Genomic DNA, 26396 nt, shown 5'->3' with positions numbered 1-26396 from the left:
ATAAGGAGAACAAATATGGGTTATATTGAAGACATGAGAAATTTAGTAGGAAATCATCCACTTATTTTAATAGGTTCACACGCCATTATATTAAATGAGAAAAATGAAATATTACTGCAACTCCGTACAGATTTTAACCGCTGGGGCATTATTGGAGGCGCCTTAGAATATAACGAAACGTTAGAAGACGCTTTAAAGCGAGAAGTATATGAAGAAACTGGACTTATTATCAAAAATCCAGTACTATTCCGCACATACTCAGGACCTGATTTCTTTCAAATCTATCCAAACGGCGATCAAGTACACGGTGTACTCGTTGTTTATATTTGCCGTGAATTCCATGGTGAGCTTGTATGCAACCAAACAGAATCGAAAGAGCTACGCTTCTTTCCGCTTGATGAGTTACCCAGTAATCTTCCTTCTGTTATTGAGAGAATTATTAAGGAGTTTCAACACTCCAATTAAAAAACATTACATATTTCTATAGAAATAAAACAAGCTCATTTCCCGTCATGATAACGTGAAATGAGCTTGTTTATGTTAAATTGTTATCTCAATCTGATTTCCTTCAGGGTCGCTTACTACACTTTCATAGTAACCATCCCCTGTAGTACGTGGGCCGTTTAATACAGGGTATCCTGCTTCACTTAATGTATTAGTTAATTCATTCACCTTTTCTTTGCTACCTATAGAAAAAGCAATATGCGCGTATCCTATTGTTTGTGTTTGCGTATTATCGTCTATCCCTATCTGTCTCATAAGTTCAAGACGCGCTCCACCTTCAAAAGTTATAAAATAAGATTCAAACTGCTTTTTCGGATTGTGATATAAGCTATTTTCTTCACCACCGAAGTACTGTTTATAAAAATCACGCATACCTTCTAAATCATTTACCCAAATTGCTACATGTTCAATTTTCATAATCGACACCTTTTCTTTTACAGTATTCAACCAACAATTTGATATTTAATTTTCTTTGCTTGTTCTTGTAATCATAAGATCAAGTCCAAGACTTTTTAATCCATATAAGTAATCTTCTTTCCAATCGCTCACTGTTATGTTCGGAATATGTTCCGCCGGAATGTACTGCGGACAAGTTTTTACAATTTGCTCTATTACAAATTGATTCACTTCATCGTCACAGAAGATAAAGGCATGAGGGTTAATAATAGCTATACATGTAGCTATTAAACGGGTAATAGCATCTATATTATATTTCTCTGGATTATTTGCATCGTTAACTTCGTCTCCATTTCTTAAAGCTTGTAAGAAATTTTTATTATCGTACTGCGGAACGAAAGATATCTCTCCTGAGAAAAAGGTGCTTCCTCGCACTACCTCTCCATTTATCATAATCCCTGCCCCCGGGCCATTTTGACCTGAATACAAATACACAAGAGATGAATTGTCGTTATTTCCAGTGCTTTTATAATAGCCAAGCACGGCGGCATTCATATCGTTTTCTATTACTACAGGTATTGAAAACAGTTCCTCTAAGTGACTTTTCAAATGGAAATTTTGGAACTTTTCATAACCAGGAATATAGAAAATACGCCCATTATCGACCGCACCAGGGACACCAATTGATATAGAGCTTATTTTCGGAAATGTAGCTATAAGACCTTCTATATGTTCTGTTAATACATGTAAACCCGTATCCATTAATACACTTGAAGTACTTCCTTGTTCTTTTACTTCCCCTAAACAGTTAAAAATGGTATAGTTTGTTTCATTTTTCTCTAAAAATATCGCTAATCCTAACATATATTCCGGATTATACGCATATCGTTTCGCTCTTCTTCCGCCACTTGAATCATCTAAACCGACTAAAGTGACTTCACCGTCTTGTTTCATATTTTCTATAAATTTACTTATCGTTGGAAAACTAATTTCTAATGTATTACTAAGTTCAACTTTCGTCGCACTACCTTGCTCTAAAAGAGCTGTACGAATGCCGCGAAGGATCGTTTCTTTAATCGATTTTTGAGTAACAAATTGTTCACTCAAATCGCTCACCACCTTAATCAACATACTTATTAAACACTTTTAATAAGTTGCGTTGACAATATATCATACATCATTTTCTAAAGCAATAGAGATGATATATTTCCGCTGCATGTAATCCTTATTTAGCTCGATGTATTCTCTCTCGTAACAGATGATACAATTCCAGACAAAAGAACAAATAGTAAAACAGCTAGCAAGGCATTACGTATTCCGAATGCTTCTCCAAGTATCCCTAAAAAAGGTGGTCCGACTAAGAAGGCTGTATAACCAATGATAGAAACTGCCGCAACATTAGAAGTCGCATTCTCAAGGTCATCTCCAGCAGCTGACAAACCAATTGGGAAACCTAGCGCTGCACCAATCCCCCATAGTACTACACCAACTGCTAGAAAATACGAATTACTCCCAAATATTACAATTGAAATTCCTATAATCGCCATCATAATAGTAGCACGTACGACAGCGACACGGCCGAATCGATCAAGGAAATAACTACTACACATACGAGCTAACGTCATTGCCATTACAAAAACTGTGTACATAATAGAACCTGTCACTACACTTTGCTGATGTCCATCTACCATTACGATAGGTAGCCAATCATTTGCACTTCCTTCTGCAAATGCCATCCCGAGTACAAAAAGACCGATTAAAAGCACCTTGTTTTCCATTCGTAAGTACGTACGCTTCGCTTTCTTTTTGATCCGCGATTTCTCCTTCTTTCCTGTTCCATGCGGAAGAAAGCGATACAACATACATACCAGTAATACAAACACAACCGAAATCGCAAGAAACTGATACAAAATCGGGATATGAAGCGACACTGCAACAGAACCACTGAGCGCACCTACTAAAGTTCCTACACTAAAAAATCCATGGAATTTCGGAAGAAGAGTCGTTCCTAATTTCTGCTCAATAGAAGAACCTTCTACATTCAATGCGACTTCCGCCAATCCGTACCCTACTCCAAATACTAGTAAGCTACTAAAAGCACCAATGCTAGAAATAAAATAAATATTTATACCTAAACAAATCAATCCAACAATCATAAAAAACATACTGCCTATAATAACGTCTCTAGCTCCCTTACAGTCAATAAAGCGGCTTGCACTCAGTAAACCAATTATTGAACCGACAGATAGTCCGAACAAAATCCAACCCATTTCTGCATTTGACACTGCTAAAATATCTCGAGTAGCTGCTGTTCTTGAAATCCATGTAGCAAACGCGACACCTGGCAAAGCAAATAAGAGAAAAAGAGCATTTCGAGAAGCAAGTAATGTCTTTGTATAATTGTCCGTACTATATTTCTCCATATGAAACACCTTTCACATTGTCTATACGATAATTTACGAACTGTTAAAAACGCCCTTTATTCTTCTATCGTTTTAATCACTTTAGCTGGATTACCACCAACTACTACATTATGAGGTACATCTTTTGTCACAACTGCCCCTGAAGCAATTACGACATTATCCCCAATTGAAATACCAGGGTTAATAATAGCGCCCCCGCCAACCCAAACATTGTTACCAATCTTTACAGGCTTCCCATATTCTTTGCCAGAATTCCGCTCTACCGGATGTAGCGGATGCGTAGCAGTATAAATGTGAACTCCAGGTGCAAACATACAATTATCACCGATTTGCACTTCACAAACATCCAAAATAACACAATTAAAATTTGCGAAAAAACTCTTTCCAACGTGGATATTGTAGCCGTAATCACAACGAAAGTCAGGATTAATGTGGGCTTTCCCGTCAGCTGAAGAACCTAAAAGCTGATTTAATAACGTAAAACGTTTTTCATCTCCTATCTCCATCGCCTCGTTATAAAGGCGTGTTAAACGTTTTGCCTCCACCCTATCAGCTACTAATTCTTCGTCATCCGCAATATACATTTCTCCCGCCAACATCTTTTCTTTTTCCGTTTTCATAGAATCATCTCCTTTTTATAGAATGAGCTCACTTATTAAACATATTTAATAAGTGACTTAAATTATACTTATTAAACACGTTTAATAAGTAACCCTATATTAGCATACTTTTTAACATATGCAACTAATAAGTTTTGAACGAAAATGTGAATTCCTTACTTCACCTAATGATATTACTTGGTAACATTTAACTAATATAATGGTCAATCCATTGTTTTTCATTAAAACTGTTGAGACTCATCGTCACATGAAATCCTCTCCTTTAGGTGCTATACTATATGTTTATTAATAAGCACAACAATACGCAAATCAATTGTTAATAAAAAAGAGATTGACCCAAAAGTAGCTGAATAACTACTTGGGTTAACCTCTTTCATTTATTATCCTTATTTAACTCTTGTACAATATCCCTTTTTCCTATTCTATTAGCAAAAGGTATAAAAATAATAAGGACTATTCCGAACATCCTCGCTATTACCGTTACAATAAGTTTGAAATCAAAAAATACAGGTGTACGATCTATTATACTTACCATATAGGTTAATAATATTCCTATAACAGCCCCTAGTACGATTCCAATAAGTACATATAAATTAACTTGCGTCAAAATAACTTGTACAATCCCCTTTTTCTTAACTGTTATTGCTCGTAAAATAGCAAACTCTTTTCTTTTAGATTGAATATTATTTATAAGTGTATTACATACTCCTAATGTTACACTAAACAAAATTACTACAATAACAACGATGAAGATGGACCACCTTTGCTGAAACATTAAATTAGATTGCTTTAACGATTGAGTATAACTACTTATTTTTAATTGTGGATATTGGCCTTTCAATTTCTTTAATTGCTCCAACGTCTCTCCCTCATTATTTGAACTAATAAATGCACGCTCAAAAACTGTATAATCTTGTTTATATGTTACATTACTCCAATCCATGAGTACCGCAGGCGAATTCGGTAGCTCATTAACAATTAATCCAATTTCCACCTTACTAGTCGGTCTAACTTTTTGTTCCTGTTCTGAAAATAGACCTAATTGAACGATATCCCCTACATGAAGTTTATACCGCTCCGCTAACTCTTTTGTAACAATTATACTATTCTCCAAATTTGCAGGTACTTCTGGCAGTAATCCTTGCTTTTCCATTTCCTTTAAATCACCTAAATTATAGTCAAAAGTACTATAATTTTCAGCTTGTTTTAATTCTGCCAGTGAGTTTGTACTAATTGTACTAGCTCCTTTTACACTACTTATTTCTTTAAATATATTTTGTATATGAGGTAAGGTAATGGTTGAATCATTAGTCAAACGATTTTCCACAACAATATGTGTTGGAAATTCTCGTTTTAAATATCTTTCATTATTTTTTTGCATCGTTTTAAATATGGTGGAGCCGAAGACAACTATCACCATCATTGTACTTATCATTAAGATAACAAATGTATTTTTCCTTACTTGTGGAATTACATTTTTAATAGCAACAAATGTATTCCTTCCAAATATTTTTTTCATTATAGGTAGACATGCTATTAATATCGAAGAAAGATAAATAGGAAATAATATATACGCCCCTAAAACAAGAAATATAGACCCTATTAATATCACTATCGCCTGCGTATCTCCCGTATTTGCTACAAATCCACCTAAAACAGTTAAAAATATGCTACTAATTAAAAGGAATTTCCCCATCATACTGCGTGTTTTTTTATTAGAAAAGTCGGATTCTTCATTTTCGCGCATAAGCTTTACTGGCAATATTTTCGAACTTCTGTATGAAGGATATAACATAAACAATTCAATAAAAAAGATACTACAAATCATTGTTACAATTGCTATTTCATAGTCGAAACTCATTGAATTCATTTGAAAAGCAAATACATGCTCTAGCCAACTTTGTAAAAAACGGTTACTTATTACAGCTAGTAACAAACCAAATATTCCACCAAAGAAATTAATTACACTACATTGAATAAATATAACTTTAAACATTTGTTTCGTTGTTGCTCCCATTGATCGCATAATAGCAAATTGACTTTTATATTTATATAAAAACACTTCAAAATTACACATTAATAATAACGATGTAATAATAAGTATTAATACAGATACAATAACTATAAAAATATGTAATGAAGCTAAGTTACTTTTTAAAAACTCGTCTTCCTCCGCAATATCAATTCTTAATTCTTTGTCTATTTTATGAATTTGACTAGACAATGCTAGTACATCTGCATTCTCTTTTGCTTTTATCAACACATAAGTAGCTTCATTATGTTTACCCGTTTTTTCATATACGTGCTGTTTCACCGCACCTTCCGATAAAACGAGTATGTCTGGAGCTGAACCTCCAGCTTCTATATCAGGTAAAACTTCTTTTACTACATAGAATTTATTTTCTATTTCAACCTTTTCCCCAACTTTTACTTGTAAAGTTTCCGCTAATCCATCATTTAATGTTACTTCTTCATTTGATAGATTTTTAGAGAAGTGATATCGACTTTTAGATAACGAATCATTTTGAACACCTACTGTATAAATAGTTGTATTCAATTTATTCACTTGAAAATGATTTACTAATACTTTTGACATGTATTCAACATTTTCTTGTTCCTTAATATTTTGTAGTAAAGATTTATCCATCAATTTATTTTGATCAGGATTATATCCAACAGATACATCCATATCTCCATATAAATTTTTAACTTCATTTATAACAGACTGTTTCGCATGACTCGAAAATACAATCATCGTAACAATTAGAGAAACAGCCAACATAACGCTAACTATAGAGGAAATAGCAGTAAATTTATTCGTCTTAAAAAAGCGTAAACTTAATCCTCGTACTGATTTTATCATTTTGATTTCTCCATTAACTTTTTAAATTTATCTAAAATAATATTCATATCATTTACTCCATGAGAACACGTATAATCATCAACAACTTCTCCATTGTGAAAGAAGAGAACCCGATCTGCATACGTAGCAATGTGAGGATCATGAGTAACAAGAATCATACTTTGATTAAATTTTTGTTTCATATCGACTAGTACTCGTAAAATATCATTAGACGTATTGAAATCTAAATTTCCAGTAGGTTCATCTGCAAGAACAATTGGAGGAGATGTTATTAATGCCCTACCAATTGCAACACGTTGTTGTTGTCCCCCAGAAAGCTGAACTGGTCGATGATTTCTCCAATTTACTAAACCAAGAACATCTAATATTTTATTTGTTTTTTCTCGTATCTCCTCTTCTGAATCAGTTGATAATATGAGGGGTAACGCAATATTTTCTTCTACAGATAAATCCTTTAATAAATGAAATGACTGAAATATAAATCCTATGTTATCCCCCTGTACTCCGTTGCGTATGGTTCAACAAACATATTTTTAGGGACTTCACCATTTACATATACCACTCCCTCATCAGGTTTGTCTAAAGCACCAAGTATGTTAAGCAATGTACTCTTCCCAGACCCACTCGTTCCCATTACAGCAAGGAGTTCTCCTTTATTTAACTCCAAAGATACATTTTGTAAAGCTCTAACATTTGTATCTACACTCTCATAAGTCTTACTTAAACCTTGAACTGCTAACACAATTTCACTCATCTTTATTCACCTCAACATGATTAAATGTTATTTCCCCCATCAGATTAACTTGAATTAAAATTTTTTCTTTTAAATTACTAGGTGGTACAATTTCTGTTCCTATTTGAACTAGCAACATTTTTAATTCGAGAATTGTAACCATTTCTATCCCTCCCTCACTCTATATTGGTAACAAATTTAAATTTCGTTCGATTTTTTATAAAAAAATAAGGGGACGCTCAGCGTCCCCTCTCAAATCCAATCCGTTTTTTTATTTCTGCTAAATTTACCTTCGCGATAGTACGCGCCCGCTCAGCACCTTTTTCTAACGCTTCATATAATAAACTTGGCTCATTCATATACAGAGCGTACTTCTCACGAGGTCCAGCTAATTCACGGTCTACAACGCGAAACAACTCTTTTTTCACATCGCCCCATCCGATTCCAGTTTCATACTTTTCGCGCATCGACTGTATTTCATCTTCCTTCGCAAATTCTTTATATATCATAAATAACGTTTCTAGTTCTTTCGGTTCATTTGGAAGTGAAGAATCTGTTTTTATTTTAAATATTAACTTTCGTAGTTTTTCTTGTTCTGCAAATAACGGGATTACATTTCCGTAACTTTTACTCATCTTTCTTCCATCAAGACCAGGTAAAATGGCACCTTCTTCTTGTATGACATACTCCGGAAGCGTAAATGTCGTGCCGAATGTATGATTAAAATGCGTCGCAATATCACGCGCAATTTCAATATGTTGAATTTGATCTTTCCCGACTGGTACATGCGTAGCTTGAAATAGTAATATGTCTGCCGCCATTAAAATCGGATACGTATATAATCCCATATTCACTCCTGCATCTAACTCTAAACCTGCTTCTTTATTTTGCTCCACCTTCGCTTTATACGCATGGGCACGATTCATAAGCCCTTTCGGAGTTAGGCAAGCTAATATCCAAGCTAATTCTAGAATTTCCGGCACTTCTGTTTGCCTGTAAAAAATAACATCTTCACCAAGTCCGAGTGATAACCAAGTAGCAGCTACCTCTTTCGTATAACTACTAAACTTACTTGGATCATGTACAGCATTTAACGCATGATAGTCTGCGATAAAGTACAATGCTTTTCCTTCATTCTTCTCTGACATTTGCAATGCAGGTTTAATCGCCCCAATATAATTCCCTAAATGCGGATAACCTGTCGGCTTAATTCCTGTTAACATTATTTTTTCGCTCAACCTAACTCCTCCTCTCCAAAAATAAAAAGAGCCCTCATCCTATAAAAAGGACGAGAGACTCCCGCGGTACCACCTTCATTAGCTATCATCATAGCTCACTTTAACTTCTTAACGTGAAGTAACCGTCTTTGCTTACTCATTTCAGCAAGAAGCTCCAGAGCCCATTCCACATTCATCCCTTACTGATTTCCACCACACATCAGCTCTCTGAAAAGTTTCGAATATGTACTCTTCTCTTTCATTGCTTTTCGTTATTTTTTACAGTTTATCACATTTGACTTTCAAATAAACCTAAATTTCTCGTTTTATATAGCAGGAATTTCCACTTTAATTGTCCAATACTATATAGGTTTGCAGAAATACTCGAAACAACTTTGGAGGTTTTTTCATGGTAAAGTATATATCTATTTTAGGTTCAACAGGATCCATTGGCACATCTGCATTAGCTGTCGTTTCAGCCCATCCTGAACATTTTAAAATCGTCGGTTTAACCGCAAATTATAATATTGATCTTCTTGAACAACAAATCGAAACGTTTCAACCTCGCATTGTAAGCGTTGCGACAAAAGAATTAGCGGACACGCTTCGTACACGAATTTCAACCAACACAAAAATTACATATGGAACTGACGGTTTAATTGCGGTAGCTACTCACCCTGATTCAAATCTTGTATTAAGTTCCGTCGTTGGTGTTTCGGGATTACTCCCAACAATTGAAGCATTAAAAGTGAAGAAAGATATCGCCATTGCTAATAAAGAAACTTTGGTTGCAGCTGGACATATCGTAACTGAACTTGCGAAACAAAACGGATGTCGTTTAATTCCAGTTGATAGCGAACATTCAGCTATTTTCCAATGTTTAAACGGAGAAAATAATAAGGAAATTGAAAAATTAATTGTTACAGCTTCTGGCGGTGCTTTTCGTGATAAAACACGTGAAGAAATGAAAACATTACAAGCGAAGGATGCTTTAAAACACCCAAACTGGCTAATGGGTGCAAAACTAACGATTGATTCTGCTACGTTAATGAATAAAGGTTTTGAAGTAATGGAAGCTAGATGGCTATTCGATATTCCTTATGAAAAAATTGATGTTATGATTCATAAAGAAAGTATCATTCACTCTTTAGTGGAGTTTATTGATGGATCAGTTATGGCGCAGCTCGGTGCCCCTGATATGAGAATGCCCATTCAATATGCGTTTCATTACCCTACTCGGCTACCTTCTTCCTATGAAAAATTAAATTTATTAGAAATCGGTAGTTTACATTTTGAAAAACCAGATTTAGCGACGTTTCCTTGCCTACAATACGCATATGAATGTGGCAAAATCGGTGGTACTACTCCCGCTGTATTAAATGCAGCAAATGAAATTGCAAATGCACTGTTCCTTAAAAACGAAATTGCCTTTTTCGATATTGAAAAAACAATTTACAAAACAATTGAAGCTCATCATAACGTAAAAGATCCTTCATTAGATGCTATTTTAGAAGTAGATCAATGGGCACGCCAATATGCACATCAATTGTTAATAAAAAAGACCTAAAACAGAGCGTTATTATCAAGACCTAAATTGTAAAAGTCTTAAATAATAAAGGGTGATACATATTATATATATATGACTAATATGTATCACCCTTTAACGGAACAACTATGATTGTTGCTTTTAAATAAAGTCGCGTTGTTTTGAATAAAGCGCGACTTTATTTAAAAGTTACGATGTTTGGCCTTTGTTAATTAAAGAATTCTAAGTGAATTTTAATCAAACATTTTTATAAAAAAAGAATTTTTATTTGAATAGAAAATAATCCATTTTTATTAATCTTTCTTTCAAAACGGAACTCAAAACCCTTATTTACCGTAAAGTACGGGTTTTGAGTTCCGTTTATTAGAATCCAATAATGGGTGCAGTAGAGATATGTGAAAACAGGTTATATCTTTACTTGTATTTCTAATCTGTATTTAAATCATGCTGTTACCTTTTACTAGAATTAAAATAACGTTTTAAATTACATAAAAGGAGTGGGATCTAGTTATAGTACTAAAGCTTACTCCTTTTATTATTTAAAACCATGCCTTTTTAAGTAATTTTACTCCTAAAGTAATTTCTTTGTGAGATAAACCTCCAAAAGCTAATTTAATAATTGGTCTATCAATATAATTATTAACAAAATATCTGGATGTCGGGCCTATCTCTACACCATTTTTATACGCCTGTTTTATTAACCAATCCTCTGATTTTTGCAAATGCACCTTTATGAGTAGATACAATCCTGAATTGTGACCGATAATAGTTATATCGTTACCGAAATGTTCGTTTAAGGTAGAAATTAAATGTTCCATTTTTTTTCTATAAATATTACGCATTCGTTTTATATGTCTATACCATTCATTCTCCTTCATAAATTTTGCCATGGCAATTTGATGTATCGTTGATGCTGTATTCTCAAAACCTTTAAAGTGTTCTTTATACTTTATTAATAGTTCTTTTGGCAAGACCATATAGCTTAATCGTAGACCTGGCAAAAATGCTTTTGAAAAATTACCGATATAAATTACCCTATTTTGATCAATAGATGCTAATGAAGGAAATGGGCGTTGTGTATATCGAAATTCACTATCATAATCGTCCTCTATTATATACCCCTTCTTTTTTTTAGCCCATTGAATAAGTTGTTGTCGTTGTTGAATAGACATGCTTACTCCATAAGGGCTGTGATGAGATGGGGTTACATAAATTAGTCTAGCTTTTAAATTACTTAACTCAGATAATTCAACTCCATTTTCATATACTGGGAGAAATTCAAAAGAAAAATGATGTAGTTTAAAAACTTCTCTAGCGCCCCAAAAACCTGGGTCTTCTAAAATAATGCTCGAGAAATCACTTTTTAATACATGACCAATATAAGTTAACATTTGTTGTGTACTACTACCTATAATGATAGATCCTTGATCCGTACTCAATCCTCTAGACTCTAATAAATATTTTGCGACTTGATCTCTAAGAATTGCTTCTCCAAATGGGTCACCATATGTATATAAAAGGTTTTCTTCCATGGAATGATTCACAAACCTTTTCCATGTATTTTTTGGAAACATTTCTTTTTCCACTGTATCTACTTTGAAGTTAATGGTAATTTCTTTACTGATTTGTTTCTCATCTTTTTGTTTAACTTTTTTTCTTCTTTGATATAAATTTGGTTCTAATTCATTAACAAAAAACCCCCTTCGATTTTCGCCACGGATATATCCTTCAGCTGCAAGCTGATCATATGCTAATAGTGTCGTATTTCTACTGACATTGAGTGAATCTGCAAGCTGACGTATCGAAGGTAACGATTCATCTTTTTTTAATACCCCCTTTTCAATGAGTAATTTGACATTTGTATAAATTTGTTTATATTTAGGGATACTTTTTTCAAAAGTAAACAAGAAGTTTTTCATATAGCCCTCATCTGACATGTGATTTTTTATAAAACTGTACCTTTATATATGTCAGTCAACATCTTATAATATTATTAATCAATTCACAAATTAATTAATTCTTTTAAAAAGGAGAAACAAATGCACTTACATTTTATTATTCATGAAATATTTGAAGGACCAGGGGCTTTTCTAGCATGGGCAGAGATGAATGGACATGTGGTCAGTTATTCAAGAGTTTACGAACAAGAACCACTTCCTTATAATATCGAAGACATAGATTTACTCATAGTATTAGGTGGACCACAAAGTCCTAGTACAACGAAAGAAATGTGCCCGCATTTTGATGCAGTCGCAGAAATATCAGTCATCAAAAAATGTATAGAGGCTAATAAAGCTGTTATAGGAGTTTGTTTGGGTGCCCAGTTAATTGGTGAAGCCTTAGGTGCATCTCATGAACATAGTCCGGAAAAAGAGGTAGGAGCCTTCCCTATTACTTTAACTGAAGAAGGAAAAACGAATGAACTTTTCTCTCATTTCGCTACTACAAGTACGGTTGGCCACTGGCACAACGATATGCCTGGTTTAACTAAAAACAGTAAAATATTAGCGTTTAGTGAGGGGTGTCCACAGCAAATTGTGGAATATAGTGAACTCGTTTATGGTTTCCAATGCCATATGGAGTTTACTCCTGAATTAATAGAATTATTAATTCAACATTCTGAACAAGAACTAGAAAAGTATAAGGAAAATCGTTTCGTTCAGTCTCCAGAGCAATTAAAAAATAATAATTATACACCAATGAATAATCAGCTATATACTTTTTTAGATAAACTTACTAGCCTTTATCAGCTAAAATAAAATATTAATTATTTCACTAACTAAAAAACAGTTATATTAATCACTTACTCTATGGAAAATATAACACTTCTTTCAACTTACTTATGATATTGCAAAGGTTTTAAAAGCGCCTATCGAGACTCTGTTTTGGTTTGAAGAGTAGATTAATTCTAGTACAAGTATGTGAAATTTTGTAATTGATATGTTCATGAGTTTTAATCAATCTGTTTTATAAAATCAACATTCAAACTTTTAACATGGGAATCCATTTTGATTAATTGTTTTCAAAATGGGTTCTTTTTAGTGCTCATTCAAAAAGGATTTTCAAATCATTTCTAATCAAACCTTATTTCATCTCAACAGTTCTTTAATACCGATCATTGTTACTGTTTAAACCATAATTTTTTAATCTCCGACAAAGATTTTTTTGGAATAAACAGACAAAAAACTCTAGTTCTTGGATTGGGCAGTCTTCTTAAATTTCTAAATATGTCTTAAATAATTCAGTTGTTTTCATTTTCCATCTTACTACTTCTTTTCCTTGATAGTTAACCTTTATCCAATCCATGATTTCCTTCATTGCTGGCATCACTGGAAATCCCTCTTGATTCAGTAATATATATCTTTTGTTGTTATTCTCTATAAGAACCTCTTTTACCCTCATAGCACTTCATTCCTAAAAAATATTAACGGCTTGGTCTAAAGACAGCTCTACACCTCCCACTATGACCTACGTCCGCCAACTAGATTGCGCTTATTTTATGAATAATTCATATATATTAAACTATATTTTTAATAACTGTATAACTAACCTAATATGTATAAGAAAAGAGGATATATGCTCATATATTGAACATAATATCCTCTTACTAGTTTAGTCTATTTAAATAATACTGTTTTAGCTATTTTTTCACGTATTCAACTTAACAAATCTATACCCGTGCGTCACTAACACTTTTAATATCGCATACCCTGGAATTGCTAAAATAATCCCCATAATCCCAAATAAATTTCCGGCAGTTAAAATAATAAAAATGATAGTAATCGGGTGAATGTCTAATTTTTTCCCCATAACTTGCGGAGAAATAAATTTCCCTTCTGCTAATTGTACGACCATCATAACGATAATTACTTTTAGAACCATTGCTGGCGAGTCAATAAATGCAATAATTAATGCTGGTGTAATTGCGATGATTGGCCCAACGTACGGAACGATATTTACAATCATCGCTAAAATAGCAAGTAGTACCGCATATTTAATACCGATAATAAGGTAACCAATTAATAGCATAATACCGATAAATAAGCTAACGATAATTTGCCCTCTAATATACGAGCTAATCGCATAATGCATATCATCTAGTATTCTCATCGCTGCTGGTTGTCTTTGCTCTGAAATAAACTTTAAAAAGTGGTTCGGTAATTGTTCACCATCTTTTAAAAGATAGAACAATATAAACGGAACCATTACAAACGTTAAAACGACCTCTGTAACAGTACTTAAAAATCCAGTTACATTTCCAGTTACTGATGATAGCGACTTCGTAAAATCAACTGTGTAGTCTTTTACCATACTCGCTACATCAATATTTAAATTCTCTTGAATTTTGCCTAGTAAATTACTTTCCCCGAATCTACGTGCTGCTCGTTCAATTTCATGACCGAAATACGGTAAGTTATCTATTAATGCATCAATTTGATCTTTAATAATCGGGATTACTGTTACAACTAAAAATACAAATAATCCTAGTACTATTATATATATAGAAGCGATTGATACGATTCTGGAAACACCTTTCTTTTCTAAAAGCGAAACGAATGGATGCAAAATATAAAATAGCACTCCCGCTAATAATACGGGGAAGAAAATTGTTTTTAAAAAGACGATAAACGGAGTAAAAACAAAAGAAATTTTCGTTAGCAGTAATATGTTAATAAACAATAACGCAAAGCCGAGTAACACCGCTAAATAATTTTGTTCTCTAAAAAACTTTTTCAACTTATCTCTTTTTCTAATATTTAATTTCTCCAATGAAACCACCTCTTCGAATGATGAAAAGCCCTTATTCAGGGCTTTTCATCATGATCTATATCTTTATTTTCTTGCAGCTTTCACTACAAATGATACAATAAGAATTAATACGATTGCACCTAATAATGCTGGCACGACATGAATCCCACCAAATGATGGCCCAAAAGATCCAAATAATCTACCACCTAACGAAGCACCTAACAAACCTGCGATAATATTTCCAAACATACCACCCGGAAAATTTTTACCCGTTATAGAACCTGCAATTGCACCTATAATAGCACCAACTATTAATGTGATAATCCATCCCATCTTTAGTCCTCCATTTCTATTATAGTGTATTTCTTTTTGATACTAAATTGTTATGTAACTATTATAATTATTATATCCAATAAAGAAAAATCTTGTCAAATCTATGAAAATAAAGTCTATAAGGAGGTTTTACCCTATGATTCAAAAATTAGTAACAACTTCTCACAACATCGCTACTTCTATTTTAAACATTCAAATACCCGCTTATGAAATTGAAGCAAAATATATAAATAGTACGGCTATTCCTCGTCTTTATGATACTGTAGCCGATATTCAATTATGTGATGAAATTTTTTACGGCTATTTTTATGAAGATACACTTGCTGGGTTTATTTCTTTTAAAATGGATGAAGAGGAAGTTGATATTCATCGTTTAGTAGTATCCCCCGATCATTTTCATAAAGGAATCGCCACAAAACTACTACTTTATGTATTTGACATGTTCTCCCCTTCACAAACATATATTGTACAAACAGGGAAAGAAAATACACCTGCTCTGTCTTTATATAAAAAACATGGATTTATTAAAATAAATGATATTATATTACCCGATGGAGTGGTTTTAACCTCACTCAAAAAATCAGAAAACATAAAATAGTTTGACTCATCAATTTATTTATGTTATCCTTTACTTTATAAATCCTTTTGCTGAGTCCAAATTTTGGAGCGGGGGAACCATTTTTGTAGCCATGCTACTTGGGGCGAATCTTATTTAAGTAGGGAAACTCTCACTTCCCGAGTCCGACAGCTAACCTCGTAAGCGTAATGGGAGAGGAAGGTGCTTTTTGCCTATGTTACACAGTGTACCTCCTTAATTATAAATATGGGATCGATACCAATAGACACCTATATTTATAGAAAAGGAGACATGTATAATGTTACGTTTATCTGATCACGCAATAAAAATGATGGAGCAAAGACTTCGACTCGAACAACATCGCACATATCAAGCTAATAAAGTTGTAGATAACTTACATCACAAATACTTCTTTCAACATATTTTTCAACCGAAAAGATAAAGAAAAAAACACAAGGTGTGTCTATACAGACATTCCTTGTGTTTTTTATATTCCTTATAGTATTCTCACTACATTTAAACTTGCCGTAATCGCACCTGCTATAGTCGTCACATGCCCTACACCTAACGGGCCATTTTGTAATATTAATGTTGAATTAGCACTCGTTACATTCACAAGAAGCGTATTTGAAATGATAGGCTTCTTTTTATAAAGCACTTTACTTTCTCGCCTTAATAATAAAAGTCGTTGGCACCATTCTAGCTTTATATAAAGAATAATATTTCGTAGATGGCTCAGCTCGTTCTTCATCAAATGAGCTAGATGGTTCAGGCTCCTCTATTCTCTCAATTGTAAACCCCGCTCTATTTAACTCATTTATGTATGTACTTATTTTTCTCTTATATAATGTCGCTTGTACATTTTCTCCTTTAAATGTTTCAAACGTAATAGGTGTTTCCTCATGGTATGAAGACTTTAAAACAATTACTTCTGTACCATACTGTAAGTTTGAATATACTGGGTGCTCCCAGCTAAAAATAAAACTTCCTCCTGGCTTTACATACGAATAAATTAGTTCCAACGTTTTTCTTAAATTCGAAGTCCAACCTAATGCATAAATGGAATATACAATATCAAAATACCCTTTTGGAATATCTCCTTCTTCTTCCATTGCTCCGCATATTAACTTTGGATTCCAACACTTTAAAGTTTCATTTGCTGTTTTAATTTGTTCACTTGAAAGATCAAGACCCCATACTTCCTCTGCCCCATGTTCTGCCATATATTGCAACGAATGCCCACTTCCACATCCAATATCAAGAACCTTTTTATTTCTAATTGAATCAAACAAATGAATCTCTTCTTCAGACGCTGTATACGGACCATATTTCGGTAAACAATCCACTTGAAAGAAATATGGCGCTACTGTATCCCAACACTTTTTATTTAAAGCTAACATTTGTGTCCCTTTCATATTCTACATTCCCCCATTCCATTTTCTTCCCCTAATATAAATTACACATTATAACCTGTTCTTCCTTTTCTCTTCGCTCGGTAGTTTTTCACTTTCGCGATCGTTCCGCACGCTCTTCCTCCTTCTTCTCCAGCATACATACCGCACCATCTTTTACTTCCATTACGCGAATGATCATAAAATACCCAACGACAATCTGGGCATGCTTTTAACCTTCCCCACAAATTTTCTTGAATCGCCATTAAAACAACGCTTAATACTTTTGTATATACATTCTCTTCGTGCACAGGCTCATATGTAATACCTTTCATATCTTCTTTTACATGTACATGAAATGGGTATTTCTCTAACCACTTTTGCAATGATCCTTCGCCTTCAACGGTTAACCGAATATCTTCTCGAAAACTTTTTAATTCCTCTATCGTATGAAATGGAACCTCTTCATGAAAATATTTTTTCATAAAGAGCTTTATATCCTCTTCTGTTTGCAGGAAATCAATTGGCTCTCTCGTATCGTTTGGTATTTTCCATGTATTTAAAAATTCCCGAATATATTCTAATTCATTTGGTGCATTTTGATTCAATTCCATCCACCTTCTTCTTAAAATTTACTTTTTTCTGACTTTATGTATAATTATAATATAAAATAGTTAACCATTAAATAATTTTACTGGTTACAATATTAGGAGGAGTTCTATGAAAAGTTTCTCAATACCGATACGTTTCATGCTTATTTCTTCATTTTTTATGTCTTTTGGGTATTTTGCAGTATACGCATTTTTAGCTATTTATCTATTAAGCTTTCTTCATTTTTCTGCTGTTCAAGTAGGAACAGTGTTGACGGTTATGACAATCACATCACGAGTTGTCCCATTATTCTCAGGATTAATTGCTGACAAAATAGGCTATATCATTATGATGATAGCCGGATTATTTTTAAGAGGAATCGGATTTATCGCTTTAGGAATATGCTCTGATTTCTATACAACTTCTATTTCTTCTGCACTTATTGGCTTCGGAACCGCATTTTACGAACCTGCTGCGCGCGCCATATTCGGCTCACAACCAGCTCATATGAGAAAAAATTTATTTACATATTTAAACCTTAGTTTTAATTGCGGTGCAATAATTGGACCAATTGCAGGAGGGTTCTTACTCTTACTCGATCCAATCTATGCTTTTTCTCTAACAGGATCTCTTATGCTGTTATTTGCTTTTATCTTTTACTTACTTAAAAATCACTTCCAAGTCACTACTGAAAATACGTCTATTACATTAGGGCTACAGGCTATCTTACAAAACAAATCTTTCCTTTTGTTTTCATTTATTATGATTTTCTTCTATATTATGTTTACTCAGCTTACTGTCGCACTTCCACTTCATATGAAAAACATTAGTAATAGCAACCAGCTTGCTACACTAGTTATTACGATAAATGCAATAACAGGCGTCATATTTATGATATTATTTCGAAAACTATTTCATAAATACAATACACTTTCGATTATTAAATACGGTGTTTTATTAATGAGTATTTCCTTTTTACTCATTCCTTTATTTCAACACCCGTATTGGCTATTTATTTGTGTAATTTTATTTACAATTGGCGAAACACTCGTATTACCTAACGCTGATATCGCTATTGCAAATTACAGTAACGAATCATATACAGCTACTTACTTCGGATTTTATCAACTATCACTCGCATTTGGTTTTATCATCGGTAATTATACCGGTACATCTTTTACAGCCAACTTAAGCGGAATGTATACACCATGGCTTATTTTCGGCGGAATAGGACTTATTGGCTTTATTTCACTCCATATTTTAAATATTAAAAAAGAGAGCTCTAAAGAGGATATATATTTATGTAATGATACGAAACATCTTTAACACATTACAATTAAGATGTTCCCTTGAGACAAGCAACCTATAATAAAAAGATTCGACCATCATATTTGACAGTCGAATCTTTTTATTTTTCATATTTAATAAGTAAACTTTTCAAACCCCTTAAATTGGATATACAGCCTGTTTAAATTTACATATTATGGTACAATTAAAAAGAGTGCTAGCTAGACAGTTACGTTCCACACTAGCAGTCTAGCAATGCCAAAATCAAAAATCACTTGAAATTGGGGGATGTTATGAGAAAGAAATTAAGTGCTCTTCTATTCATCGTAATCATATTATCCGGATGTTCAACTATAGCAGAAAATTCTTTAGAAACTGGAAAAGGCAGTATTGAATTATTAACACCGACGATTACAACAAAAGATAACGAATTAGAATTTAAGACTGAAGGCATTGATGAAAATAAAGTGACGTTTATTTATGTCCCCAATAAAAAAGTATTGGAACAAAAAATTAATAATGGCGAACCCTACAAAGTTAACATTAAAGATATCGAGCACGCTCATAGGACAGATTACAAACCAAAAGTTCAACTTTTGCAAACGCAAGATGATCATAAAGATGGAGAGATGGTAACGTTTAAACAAGTTAGATATACAGTTAAAAAAAATTAATTTTATAGGTATTTCATTATAAATGTAACGAACGAAAATTCACTTTTAACAGAGGGTACATGTAAGGGGTGCTAGCATGAAAAGAAGATGGATTTATTGGTGGATTGGTAACATATTTTGGATTATAACTTTCGGGATATTGGCAGCTATCATTTGGCTAAGAGAGGTTGATGGGACTGGTGTTACTCAAACACCTGAGCTGAAATTAATAGCCTTTATCGTTTTATTAATTGCATTTATATTACCACTAATTATTCAAGTTGTATGGTCACTTGTTAATCTGAGAAAAAGCAGAAAAAAATAACGCAGAAAAAAGAGAGGAATCTTTTTCAATATAGATTCCTCTCTTTTTTATATGGGGATTATGCCGTGCTTTTAAAGCTGCACAACTCCCTTTTCTTTACGATACATGTTCATCTTTCTTCTTCATTAACGCTCTTTTCTTCATCGCCTTCGTTAAATATCCGCCTTTAAATGAACGGATTTCATAAGAAGACATAAACGCTTTCGGTGCAATTTGATTAATAATTTCTAACAGTTCTTTTTCTCTAGAACGCTTTGCAACGATATCTAAGCGATAACGTATTGAATTAATTCCTTCGCCTTCAAATACTGTAACACCAAATCCAGAGTGACGTAGTTCATCTACTAATTCATTACAACGGTCTAGCAAACTAACTTGATACGTAATATAACCAATTGCTAATTTATTCTCTATATAACCGCCTAATAATAGTCCCGTACTAAAGCCAATGACATAGGCAATAATGTTCATCCAATTTGATAAATCTTGAAACACAATACCTAAACTGACAATGTAAATAGCTCCTTCTAACAATCCAACACCAGCAGCGGATCTTGTTTGATTCTTTACAAGCAAAATCGTACGGATTGTTAAAATGGGAACGTAAATAATTTGAAGCACAAAAATAAGTAACGCTTGTAACATTGGTATCCACCTCTTTCAAAAAGTCTTTTGTCATGATAACATACATAACCTTTAGAAATCGATGGGTTTTTAAATTTTTTTACATTATTTTTCATACTATTGAAAAACGTAAAAAAGAAGCGTATTATATTTGTCGTAAATTTGATTCCTTTCATTAGCTCGCTTTAAACACAAAAAGGAACCTCGATTAGGCCCCTTTCATCATAGCTCTATGTTTTTCGAAGCCTGTTCTCTTTGCTTCTCTTCTTCTTTCACTAACTGCACATTTGCATAAGCTAAATTCGCAATCATTAAAAAGTGACCACCTAAAATGCCTGTACCGAATGCCCACATTTCCATTTCATGCTCAATTTCATACATAATAATAGCTCCTAAAATGGCTGCTGCAAATCGGTTTAAAACTCCTAATCCAGGAGCCTTTTCTTTCATTACGATACTTTTCCCGAGTTTCTCCACTCTGCGAGCCAATAACCAAAGGCAATATGCACTTACAGCTAATCCGATACCAAACCCTGTTACTTGTTTTCCAAACGGAGTAATCGTCCACATAAGTAGTAAACCACTAAAGATCGCATACAATTGTAATCGATATACACGTAAGGCTGCTTGAATCAAAATATCCGCTCCTAATTTCACATTTTTTATACTTTAGAAGAAAAGCAGCAACCTACACAGTTGCTGCTTTCTCTTCTTCTTGCTCTTGTTCCATCTTACGAATTTCAACACGTTTAATTTGGTAAGCATCTTTTTCTAACACTTTAAATTCATAACCTTCCGCCTCAACGTGTTGTCCTTCTTCAATTTCATGATTTTGCATCATAATCCAGCCACCAATTGTATCCACATCATCTTCTTCAATGTGTAATCCAAATAAATCTTTCACTTCGGAGATAAGCACTTTTCCATCAACGATTTTATGGTGCTCATTTACATGCTGAATTGGTGGTGCTTCATCTTCATCATATTCGTCACGAATTTCGCCGACGATTTCCTCCAAAATATCCTCAAGCGTTACAATTCCTGCTGTTCCTCCGTACTCATCATATAAAACAGCCATCGGAATTCGCTTCTTCTGCATTTGAAGTAATAAATCGTGAATTGGAGTTGTTTCCATCACTTCAATAATCGGACGCATATACGTGCGAATCGATGATAAATCTTCTTTATCGTTGTTCATATATCGAATAAAGAAATCTTTTACATTGACCATACCGATAATATCATCTTTATCTTCTCCAAAAATCGGATAACGTGTGTATCGTTCATTTTGGATTACTTTCATGTGTTCTTCTACTGAATCTTCCAGGTAGAAACCAATGATTTCTGTTCGCGGTACCATAATCTCTTTTGCAATACGATTATCAAATTCAAAAATGTTATTTACATACTTGTATTCAGCCTGATTAATTTCGCCACTTTCATAGCTATCTGAAAGGATAAGGCGTAATTCTTCCTCTGTATGAGCTACTTCATGTTCTGAAGCTGGTTTTAAACCGAATAAGCCAGTTACAACACGAGCTGAACCGTTTAATACCCAAATAAATGGATACATGACTTTATAGAACATCATTAACGGACCTGCCAATAACAATGTTACTTGTTCAGCCTTTTGAATTGCCATCGTTTTCGGAGCTAATTCCCCTACTACAACGTGTAGATACGTCATTAGCATAAAAGCAAGACCAAATGTTAATACTGATGAGATAGAAGGATTTATGTTCCATTTCTCAAATAACGGGTGTAATAACTTTTCAATTGTCGGTTCACCTAACCAACCTAATCCCATAGCTGTAACTGTAATACCTAATTGACAAGCAGATAAATATTCATCTAAATTTGTTGTTACCTTTTTCGCTGCTAAAGCACCGCGTTTCCCTTCCGCAACAAGCTGATCAATACGACTTGAACGTACCTTTACAATCGCAAACTCTGCTGCTACGAAAAATCCAGTAAATGCGATTAAAATCGCAACCATGACTAAATTAAATATTTCCAATGAATCCCCTTAGTTTAAAAAACTAAGGTGTCCACCTCCTGTATACTATAATGTTTTCTTATTTGTTTCTTAGAAAACATAGCCCGATACAAAAATTAAAGAGGTCGGATTTCACTTTTTTCTATAATAATAGAACAAGTGTCTGTATTAAAGCTGTCGTTTGACCAGATAAAGATTTCGATATTTTTTCACGTTGTGAATCAGTCAATCCATCTAAAAGCGGCTTTAACTCCGTTAACTCTGCTTCTAATCGATGAATATGGTCTGTCACTTCATTCACTTGTTTCGAAACGTGTTCATTGATACCGAGCAGCTTCTTCTTCTCCTCGATTTTCTCTTTAATCTCACAAAGCGGCATATGCATTTCTTTGCACTTCTCAATAAATTGTAATGTCTCAAATGCTGTTTCATCGTAATAGCGATAATTAGATTGAGATCGCTCCGCTTTTAAGATTCCTAGATTCGTATAATAATCAATCGTGCGTTTCGACACGTGAGCCATGAGAGCCAACTGTCCGATTCGATACACCTTCCCAACGATCTTCCCCCCTTGTTTATATTACTAACATCATACAATACATAAACTGTACAGTCAAACGTGACGGTTTATTATTCATAATTTATACAAAATTTCACATGCCATCTAAGTATGTAGTGTATTCACACTCTATAACTCTATCCATATAGTTAGATTACTGTTTTTTCGATATACCGATACCAAAATGTAAAAATGGAATGACACATTCCTTTCAACCTTCCTTAATTTAAAACATATGATAATAATATTGAAATAAAATCATTATTTATGCAACTGGAGGAGATTAAAATCACTAGGACAATTATCTCTCACTTTTATAACGAGGAGTATTTATTACCATGGTGGCTTATGCATCATACAAAAATATTTGATCACGGCATATTAATTAATAGAGGTTCTACAGATCGTTCTGTTGAAATTTGTAAATTATTTGCTCCCAACTGGGAAGTACGAAATTCAAGATTCCTTGATTTCGATCCCACTAATACTGATATTGAGGTGATGGAAATTGAAAGAGAGGTTTCAGGTTGGAAAATGGTATTAAATACTACGGAATTTCTTTGTTGTAACAATGTAGAAGAATTTTTCTCATCACTTCATACGTTAGGCCAAAATATGTATGCAATTAGAATGATTGTCATGATTGATAAGCATAATTACAATTATTCAAAACTAAGATATTCTATTCCATTAGTAGAGCAACGATATCACGGGCTCTTTCCTTATAAACCAGAAATCGGCTGTGCCTGGAGATTTATACACAACCATCTTAACGGCGCATATTTACCAGGCAGACATTTTACGCAGCACCAACCTATCGTTTATAACTCCCCTTCATTCATTTTAAAATTTTATTTTAGCCCTTGGAACGAACATACAAAGGCAAGAAAATTACAAATTACACCTACTCTTTCAAAAACAGGTGTTCAAATGGGCCTTCAAACTCATTATGGTCAGTCCTCTGAGGAACTCGAAACTCGATTTTTAGAGCTTAGTAACATAACACAAGATCTACGTAATCACCCTGAGTATCAACAATTATTCCCTAAATTCAAACCTTAACATTTCTCACCCTATCATGTTCCACACATTTTTACGCACTTAGCTAAAAACCATACCATTTGTATTTCATATGAATACTGTATATATTATAAATTTTTATTTTAGGAGGAAAAAATGAAAGCTGTTATTCTTGCAGGTGGATATGGAACAAGGATTGGGGAAGAAACTCATTTAAAACCAAAACCTATGATTGAAATTGGAACAAAGCCTATTTTATGGCACATTATGAGTTTGTATAGTCATTACGGGATTACTGAGTTTATTATTTGCTTAGGCTATAAAGGATATGCAATTAAAGAATTCTTTCTAAATTACAACTTACACATGTCCGATTTTACGATACATTTAAGTGACAATACAATTACGAACCACTCTCATCGCATTGAACCATGGAAAGTTACATTAATTGATACTGGTCTAAATACCGAAACAGGTGAACGAGTTAAAAAAATACAAAATTACATCGGGGATGAACCTTTCTGCCTCACTTATGGCGATGGATTAAGTAATGTAAATATAAAAGAACTCATTGCATTTCATAAAAAACACGGTAAAATGGCGACTGTTACAGCCGTACAACCTCCTGGTAGATTCGGTTCTCTCGTATTAGATAAACAGTCTGTCACATCCTTTCAAGAGAAGCCACTCGGGGATGGCGGATGGGTTAACGGTGGATTTTTCGTTTTAAATCCTGATGTTTTCAATTACATTAGCGGAGATAAATCTGTTTTTGAAACAGACACTTTAGTTCAGTTAGTAAACAAAAATGAACTAGCCGCATATCAACATTCTGGTTTTTGGCATCCGATGGATACATTGCGCGATAAAAATAAATTAGTCGAGCTATGGGAAAGTAATAACGCTCCGTGGAAGGTTTGGTAATATGGCTTCTTCATCTTTTTGGAATAAGAAAAAAGTATTTATTACAGGACATACTGGCTTTAAAGGCTCATGGCTCACCCTTTTTTTAACTTCTTTAGGCGCAGAAGTAATTGGCTATTCTTCTCATCCACCATCCATTCCAAACCTTTTTGAACAATGTAACGTAGCAAAAGAGTGCATAACAATTAAAGGCGACATTACAGATTACGATTCTTTATTACATGCCCTAAAACATCATAACCCTGACATACTATTTCATTTAGCTGCCCAGCCAATCGTCACCACTTCATACAAAAATCCTATCGAAACATTTAAGACGAATGTTTTAGGTACTGTTCACGTATTAGAAGCGGCAAAACATATAGAAAGTATACGCGGCATCATTAATGTTACAAGTGATAAATGCTATGAAAATGATGGGAGCGGTAACCGTGCATTCGTGGAAAGTGACCGATTAGGAGGTTTCGATCCTTATAGTGCTAGTAAAGCTTGTGCTGAACTAGTGGCAACTTCCTATCAAACCTCATTCTTCCGCACTAACACTCAGAATCTTGCCTCAGTAAGAGCAGGTAACGTTATCGGCGGCGGTGATTGGGCAAAAGACCGATTATTCCCAGATGTCATTCGTGCATATTTACAAGATGCTACGTTAAATATTAGAAACAAACACGCTATCCGCCCGTGGCAACACGTATTAGATCCTTTACATGGCTATATCCTTTTAGCTGAAAAACTTTGGAAAGACGCCGAATTTGCAGCGGCGTGGAATTTCGGCCCGATAAATGAACCTAACAGAACCGTTCATAATGTCATTCAATCTATAATGAAATTATGGAATAAACCACTAACAATCCTTTCTCCTCATACAAACACTCCTTATGAATCACCTATTTTAACACTCGATAGTACAAAAGCAGTAAATAAACTCGGTTGGACTCCTAAGTTATCAACAGATCACTCTATCGCTTGGACTGTTGATTGGTACAAGAAATATGCATCTGGTGAAAATATGGAATCTTTCACGCGCCAACAAATCGATGCATTCAAAAATTTATAAGGGGGCTA

The 26396-nt window shown here is 33.8% G+C and carries 27 protein-coding genes, 4 pseudogenes, 1 riboswitch and 1 other annotated feature; of the genes and pseudogenes, 12 read left to right on the top strand and 19 right to left on the bottom strand.

Annotated elements, in window-relative coordinates; genetic code table 11:
• Window positions 1-15: 15 nt before the first annotated feature.
• Complete coding sequence (locus DM800_RS04370; RefSeq protein WP_147786493.1) at window positions 16-465, top strand: NUDIX hydrolase; 450 nt, start codon at window positions 16-18, stop codon at window positions 463-465.
• A gap of 75 nt (window positions 466-540) precedes the next feature.
• Here DM800_RS04370 and DM800_RS04365 read toward each other — a convergent pair whose 3' ends face one another.
• The 8 genes and pseudogenes from DM800_RS04365 to DM800_RS04330 all read right to left on the bottom strand — a co-directional run bounded on the left by DM800_RS04365 (window position 541) and on the right by DM800_RS04330 (window position 8777).
• Window positions 541-921 (bottom strand): VOC family protein, encoded by a 381-nt coding sequence (locus tag DM800_RS04365; RefSeq protein WP_147786492.1) that lies wholly within the window; start codon window positions 919-921, stop codon window positions 541-543.
• Window positions 922-966: 45 nt separating this feature from the next.
• Window positions 967-2007 carry an ROK family transcriptional regulator gene (locus tag DM800_RS04360; RefSeq protein ID WP_147786491.1) on the bottom strand — a complete coding sequence of 347 codons (1041 nt, stop codon included), beginning with the start codon at window positions 2005-2007 and terminating at the stop codon, window positions 967-969.
• A gap of 122 nt (window positions 2008-2129) precedes the next feature.
• Window positions 2130-3323: an MFS transporter gene (locus tag DM800_RS04355; protein WP_075309390.1), complete on the bottom strand. Its 1194-nt coding sequence runs from the start codon at window positions 3321-3323 to the stop codon at window positions 2130-2132.
• Window positions 3324-3379: 56 nt separating this feature from the next.
• On the bottom strand, window positions 3380-3943 hold the full coding sequence (locus tag DM800_RS04350) for a maltose O-acetyltransferase (RefSeq protein WP_075309392.1): 564 nt from the start codon (window positions 3941-3943) through the stop codon (window positions 3380-3382).
• 373 nt (window positions 3944-4316) lie between these two features.
• Complete coding sequence (locus tag DM800_RS04345) at window positions 4317-6806, bottom strand: FtsX-like permease family protein (RefSeq protein WP_147786490.1); 2490 nt, start codon at window positions 6804-6806, stop codon at window positions 4317-4319.
• A pseudogene (locus tag DM800_RS04340) lies at window positions 6803-7560 on the bottom strand (ABC transporter ATP-binding protein). The gene DM800_RS04345 and the pseudogene DM800_RS04340 overlap by 4 nt, the downstream one beginning before the upstream one ends.
• Entirely contained in the window at window positions 7553-7702 is a 150-nt protein-coding gene (locus DM800_RS29090) for a hypothetical protein (RefSeq protein WP_179955665.1), read from the bottom strand. Before DM800_RS29090 ends, DM800_RS04340 begins: the two are co-directional and overlap by 8 nt.
• Before the next feature lie 76 nt (window positions 7703-7778).
• Complete coding sequence (locus tag DM800_RS04330; RefSeq protein ID WP_147786488.1) at window positions 7779-8777, bottom strand: tryptophan--tRNA ligase; 999 nt, start codon at window positions 8775-8777, stop codon at window positions 7779-7781.
• A gap of 43 nt (window positions 8778-8820) precedes the next feature.
• Window positions 8821-9028 (bottom strand) — a binding site (T-box leader).
• A gap of 137 nt (window positions 9029-9165) precedes the next feature.
• Here DM800_RS04330 and DM800_RS04325 point away from each other — a divergent pair.
• Window positions 9166-10323: a 1-deoxy-D-xylulose-5-phosphate reductoisomerase gene (locus tag DM800_RS04325; RefSeq protein WP_147786487.1), complete on the top strand. Its 1158-nt coding sequence runs from the start codon at window positions 9166-9168 to the stop codon at window positions 10321-10323.
• Between the two features lie 518 nt (window positions 10324-10841).
• On the opposite strand, the gene pdxR is transcribed toward DM800_RS04325, so the two are convergent.
• Window positions 10842-12221, bottom strand: a complete 1380-nt coding sequence (pdxR, locus tag DM800_RS04320) for a MocR-like pyridoxine biosynthesis transcription factor PdxR (RefSeq protein WP_063548044.1) — start codon at window positions 12219-12221, stop codon at window positions 10842-10844.
• A 120-nt stretch (window positions 12222-12341) separates the two neighbouring features.
• Here pdxR and DM800_RS04315 point away from each other — a divergent pair, with 120 nt between their 5' ends.
• A complete protein-coding gene (locus tag DM800_RS04315; RefSeq protein ID WP_063548046.1) occupies window positions 12342-13061 on the top strand; it encodes a type 1 glutamine amidotransferase in 720 nt (239 codons plus the stop codon).
• A gap of 44 nt (window positions 13062-13105) precedes the next feature.
• Window positions 13106-13203: pseudogene (locus DM800_RS29530) on the top strand (helix-turn-helix transcriptional regulator); the annotation flags it as partial.
• Window positions 13204-13518: 315 nt separating this feature from the next.
• On the opposite strand, the pseudogene DM800_RS30040 reads toward DM800_RS29530, so the two are convergent.
• The 3 genes and pseudogenes from DM800_RS30040 to DM800_RS04300 all read right to left on the bottom strand — a co-directional run.
• Window positions 13519-13608: pseudogene (locus DM800_RS30040) on the bottom strand (tubby C-terminal domain-like protein); the annotation flags it as partial.
• 342 nt (window positions 13609-13950) lie between these two features.
• The gene (locus tag DM800_RS04305) at window positions 13951-15072 is read right to left on the bottom strand and encodes an AI-2E family transporter (RefSeq protein WP_063548050.1); all 1122 of its coding nucleotides are present in this window, start codon (window positions 15070-15072) and stop codon (window positions 13951-13953) included.
• A 63-nt stretch (window positions 15073-15135) separates the two neighbouring features.
• Window positions 15136-15384, bottom strand: coding sequence for a GlsB/YeaQ/YmgE family stress response membrane protein (locus DM800_RS04300; RefSeq protein ID WP_000539721.1), 249 nt, complete (start codon window positions 15382-15384; stop codon window positions 15136-15138).
• Window positions 15385-15520: 136 nt separating this feature from the next.
• Between DM800_RS04300 and DM800_RS04295 the strand changes: the two genes are divergently transcribed.
• Together DM800_RS04295 and DM800_RS29085 are read left to right on the top strand one after the other, a co-directional pair.
• A complete protein-coding gene (locus DM800_RS04295) occupies window positions 15521-15982 on the top strand; it encodes a GNAT family N-acetyltransferase (RefSeq protein ID WP_063548052.1) in 462 nt (153 codons plus the stop codon).
• Window positions 15983-16020: 38 nt separating this feature from the next.
• Window positions 16021-16163, top strand: a riboswitch (cyclic di-AMP (ydaO/yuaA leader).
• A 96-nt stretch (window positions 16164-16259) separates the two neighbouring features.
• Window positions 16260-16403 (top strand): hypothetical protein, encoded by a 144-nt coding sequence (locus DM800_RS29085; protein WP_000945246.1) that lies wholly within the window; start codon window positions 16260-16262, stop codon window positions 16401-16403.
• A 54-nt stretch (window positions 16404-16457) separates the two neighbouring features.
• Here the strand turns inward: DM800_RS29085 and DM800_RS04290 are convergent.
• The 3 genes and pseudogenes from DM800_RS04290 to DM800_RS04280 form a co-directional block, all read right to left on the bottom strand.
• A pseudogene (locus DM800_RS04290) lies at window positions 16458-16604 on the bottom strand (collagen-like protein); the annotation flags it as partial.
• Between the two features lie 16 nt (window positions 16605-16620).
• A complete protein-coding gene (locus DM800_RS04285) occupies window positions 16621-17376 on the bottom strand; it encodes a class I SAM-dependent methyltransferase (protein ID WP_063548054.1) in 756 nt (251 codons plus the stop codon).
• 41 nt (window positions 17377-17417) lie between these two features.
• Window positions 17418-17960 carry a CGNR zinc finger domain-containing protein gene (locus DM800_RS04280; RefSeq protein ID WP_063548056.1) on the bottom strand — a complete coding sequence of 181 codons (543 nt, stop codon included), beginning with the start codon at window positions 17958-17960 and terminating at the stop codon, window positions 17418-17420.
• A gap of 112 nt (window positions 17961-18072) precedes the next feature.
• Between DM800_RS04280 and DM800_RS04275 the strand changes: the two genes are divergently transcribed.
• From DM800_RS04275 to DM800_RS04265, 3 genes are all read left to right on the top strand, one after another.
• Window positions 18073-19269: an MDR family MFS transporter gene (locus tag DM800_RS04275; RefSeq protein WP_147786486.1), complete on the top strand. Its 1197-nt coding sequence runs from the start codon at window positions 18073-18075 to the stop codon at window positions 19267-19269.
• Between the two features lie 254 nt (window positions 19270-19523).
• Window positions 19524-19904 (top strand): hypothetical protein, encoded by a 381-nt coding sequence (locus tag DM800_RS04270; protein ID WP_147786485.1) that lies wholly within the window; start codon window positions 19524-19526, stop codon window positions 19902-19904.
• 76 nt (window positions 19905-19980) lie between these two features.
• Window positions 19981-20208: a DUF3923 family protein gene (locus DM800_RS04265; RefSeq protein ID WP_063548068.1), complete on the top strand. Its 228-nt coding sequence runs from the start codon at window positions 19981-19983 to the stop codon at window positions 20206-20208.
• A gap of 96 nt (window positions 20209-20304) precedes the next feature.
• On the opposite strand, the gene DM800_RS04260 is transcribed toward DM800_RS04265, so the two are convergent.
• The 4 genes from DM800_RS04260 to DM800_RS04245 form a co-directional block, all read right to left on the bottom strand.
• On the bottom strand, window positions 20305-20853 hold the full coding sequence (locus DM800_RS04260; protein WP_075309449.1) for a DUF2179 domain-containing protein: 549 nt from the start codon (window positions 20851-20853) through the stop codon (window positions 20305-20307).
• 201 nt (window positions 20854-21054) lie between these two features.
• The gene (locus DM800_RS04255) at window positions 21055-21468 is read right to left on the bottom strand and encodes an ATP synthase subunit I (RefSeq protein WP_048546511.1); all 414 of its coding nucleotides are present in this window, start codon (window positions 21466-21468) and stop codon (window positions 21055-21057) included.
• Between the two features lie 52 nt (window positions 21469-21520).
• Complete coding sequence (locus DM800_RS04250) at window positions 21521-22849, bottom strand: hemolysin family protein (RefSeq protein ID WP_046957914.1); 1329 nt, start codon at window positions 22847-22849, stop codon at window positions 21521-21523.
• Between the two features lie 121 nt (window positions 22850-22970).
• The gene (locus DM800_RS04245) at window positions 22971-23378 is read right to left on the bottom strand and encodes a MerR family transcriptional regulator (protein WP_000285638.1); all 408 of its coding nucleotides are present in this window, start codon (window positions 23376-23378) and stop codon (window positions 22971-22973) included.
• 276 nt (window positions 23379-23654) lie between these two features.
• Here DM800_RS04245 and DM800_RS04240 point away from each other — a divergent pair, with 276 nt between their 5' ends.
• From DM800_RS04240 to rfbG, 3 genes are all read left to right on the top strand, one after another.
• Window positions 23655-24449 (top strand): glycosyltransferase family 2 protein, encoded by a 795-nt coding sequence (locus tag DM800_RS04240; protein ID WP_048546514.1) that lies wholly within the window; start codon window positions 23655-23657, stop codon window positions 24447-24449.
• 114 nt (window positions 24450-24563) lie between these two features.
• A complete protein-coding gene (gene rfbF, locus DM800_RS04235) occupies window positions 24564-25331 on the top strand; it encodes a glucose-1-phosphate cytidylyltransferase (RefSeq protein ID WP_147786484.1) in 768 nt (255 codons plus the stop codon).
• A gap of 1 nt (window position 25332) precedes the next feature.
• The gene (rfbG, locus tag DM800_RS04230; protein WP_048546516.1) at window positions 25333-26388 is read left to right on the top strand and encodes a CDP-glucose 4,6-dehydratase; all 1056 of its coding nucleotides are present in this window, start codon (window positions 25333-25335) and stop codon (window positions 26386-26388) included.
• The last annotated feature ends 8 nt before the right edge of the window (window positions 26389-26396 follow it).

It is taken from the genome of Bacillus sp. AY18-3 (assembly GCF_008042305.1).
In the GTDB taxonomy this organism is placed as follows: domain Bacteria; phylum Bacillota; class Bacilli; order Bacillales; family Bacillaceae_G; genus Bacillus_A; species Bacillus_A wiedmannii.
Note: the sequence above shows the minus strand (reverse complement) of the source record. Positions and strands in the feature narration are given on the sequence as shown.

Bases quoted from the DNA above. Each gene is read 5' to 3' on its own strand.
- DM800_RS04365 (WP_147786492.1), bottom strand. From the start codon at position 921: ATGAAAATTGAACATGTAGCAATTTGGGTAAATGATTTAGAAGGTATG.
- DM800_RS04300 (WP_000539721.1), bottom strand. From the start codon at position 15,384: ATGGGATGGATTATCACATTAATAGTTGGTGCTATTATAGGTGCAATT.
- DM800_RS29090 (WP_179955665.1), bottom strand. From the start codon at position 7,702: ATGGTTACAATTCTCGAATTAAAAATGTTGCTAGTTCAAATAGGAACA.
- DM800_RS04295 (WP_063548052.1), top strand. From the start codon at position 15,521: ATGATTCAAAAATTAGTAACAACTTCTCACAACATCGCTACTTCTATT.
- DM800_RS04350 (WP_075309392.1), bottom strand. From the start codon at position 3,943: ATGAAAACGGAAAAAGAAAAGATGTTGGCGGGAGAAATGTATATTGCG.
- DM800_RS04345 (WP_147786490.1), bottom strand. From the start codon at position 6,806: ATGATAAAATCAGTACGAGGATTAAGTTTACGCTTTTTTAAGACGAAT.
- DM800_RS29085 (WP_000945246.1), top strand. From the start codon at position 16,260: ATGTTACGTTTATCTGATCACGCAATAAAAATGATGGAGCAAAGACTT.
- DM800_RS04370 (WP_147786493.1), top strand. From the start codon at position 16: ATGGGTTATATTGAAGACATGAGAAATTTAGTAGGAAATCATCCACTT.
- rfbF (WP_147786484.1), top strand. From the start codon at position 24,564: ATGAAAGCTGTTATTCTTGCAGGTGGATATGGAACAAGGATTGGGGAA.
- DM800_RS04285 (WP_063548054.1), bottom strand. From the start codon at position 17,376: ATGAAAGGGACACAAATGTTAGCTTTAAATAAAAAGTGTTGGGATACA.
- DM800_RS04260 (WP_075309449.1), bottom strand. From the start codon at position 20,853: ATGTTACAAGCGTTACTTATTTTTGTGCTTCAAATTATTTACGTTCCC.
- DM800_RS04275 (WP_147786486.1), top strand. From the start codon at position 18,073: ATGAAAAGTTTCTCAATACCGATACGTTTCATGCTTATTTCTTCATTT.
- DM800_RS04315 (WP_063548046.1), top strand. From the start codon at position 12,342: ATGCACTTACATTTTATTATTCATGAAATATTTGAAGGACCAGGGGCT.
- pdxR (WP_063548044.1), bottom strand. From the start codon at position 12,221: ATGAAAAACTTCTTGTTTACTTTTGAAAAAAGTATCCCTAAATATAAA.
- DM800_RS04265 (WP_063548068.1), top strand. From the start codon at position 19,981: ATGAAAAGAAGATGGATTTATTGGTGGATTGGTAACATATTTTGGATT.
- rfbG (WP_048546516.1), top strand. From the start codon at position 25,333: ATGGCTTCTTCATCTTTTTGGAATAAGAAAAAAGTATTTATTACAGGA.
- DM800_RS04355 (WP_075309390.1), bottom strand. From the start codon at position 3,323: ATGGAGAAATATAGTACGGACAATTATACAAAGACATTACTTGCTTCT.
- DM800_RS04240 (WP_048546514.1), top strand. From the start codon at position 23,655: ATGCAACTGGAGGAGATTAAAATCACTAGGACAATTATCTCTCACTTT.
- DM800_RS04270 (WP_147786485.1), top strand. From the start codon at position 19,524: ATGAGAAAGAAATTAAGTGCTCTTCTATTCATCGTAATCATATTATCC.
- DM800_RS04325 (WP_147786487.1), top strand. From the start codon at position 9,166: ATGGTAAAGTATATATCTATTTTAGGTTCAACAGGATCCATTGGCACA.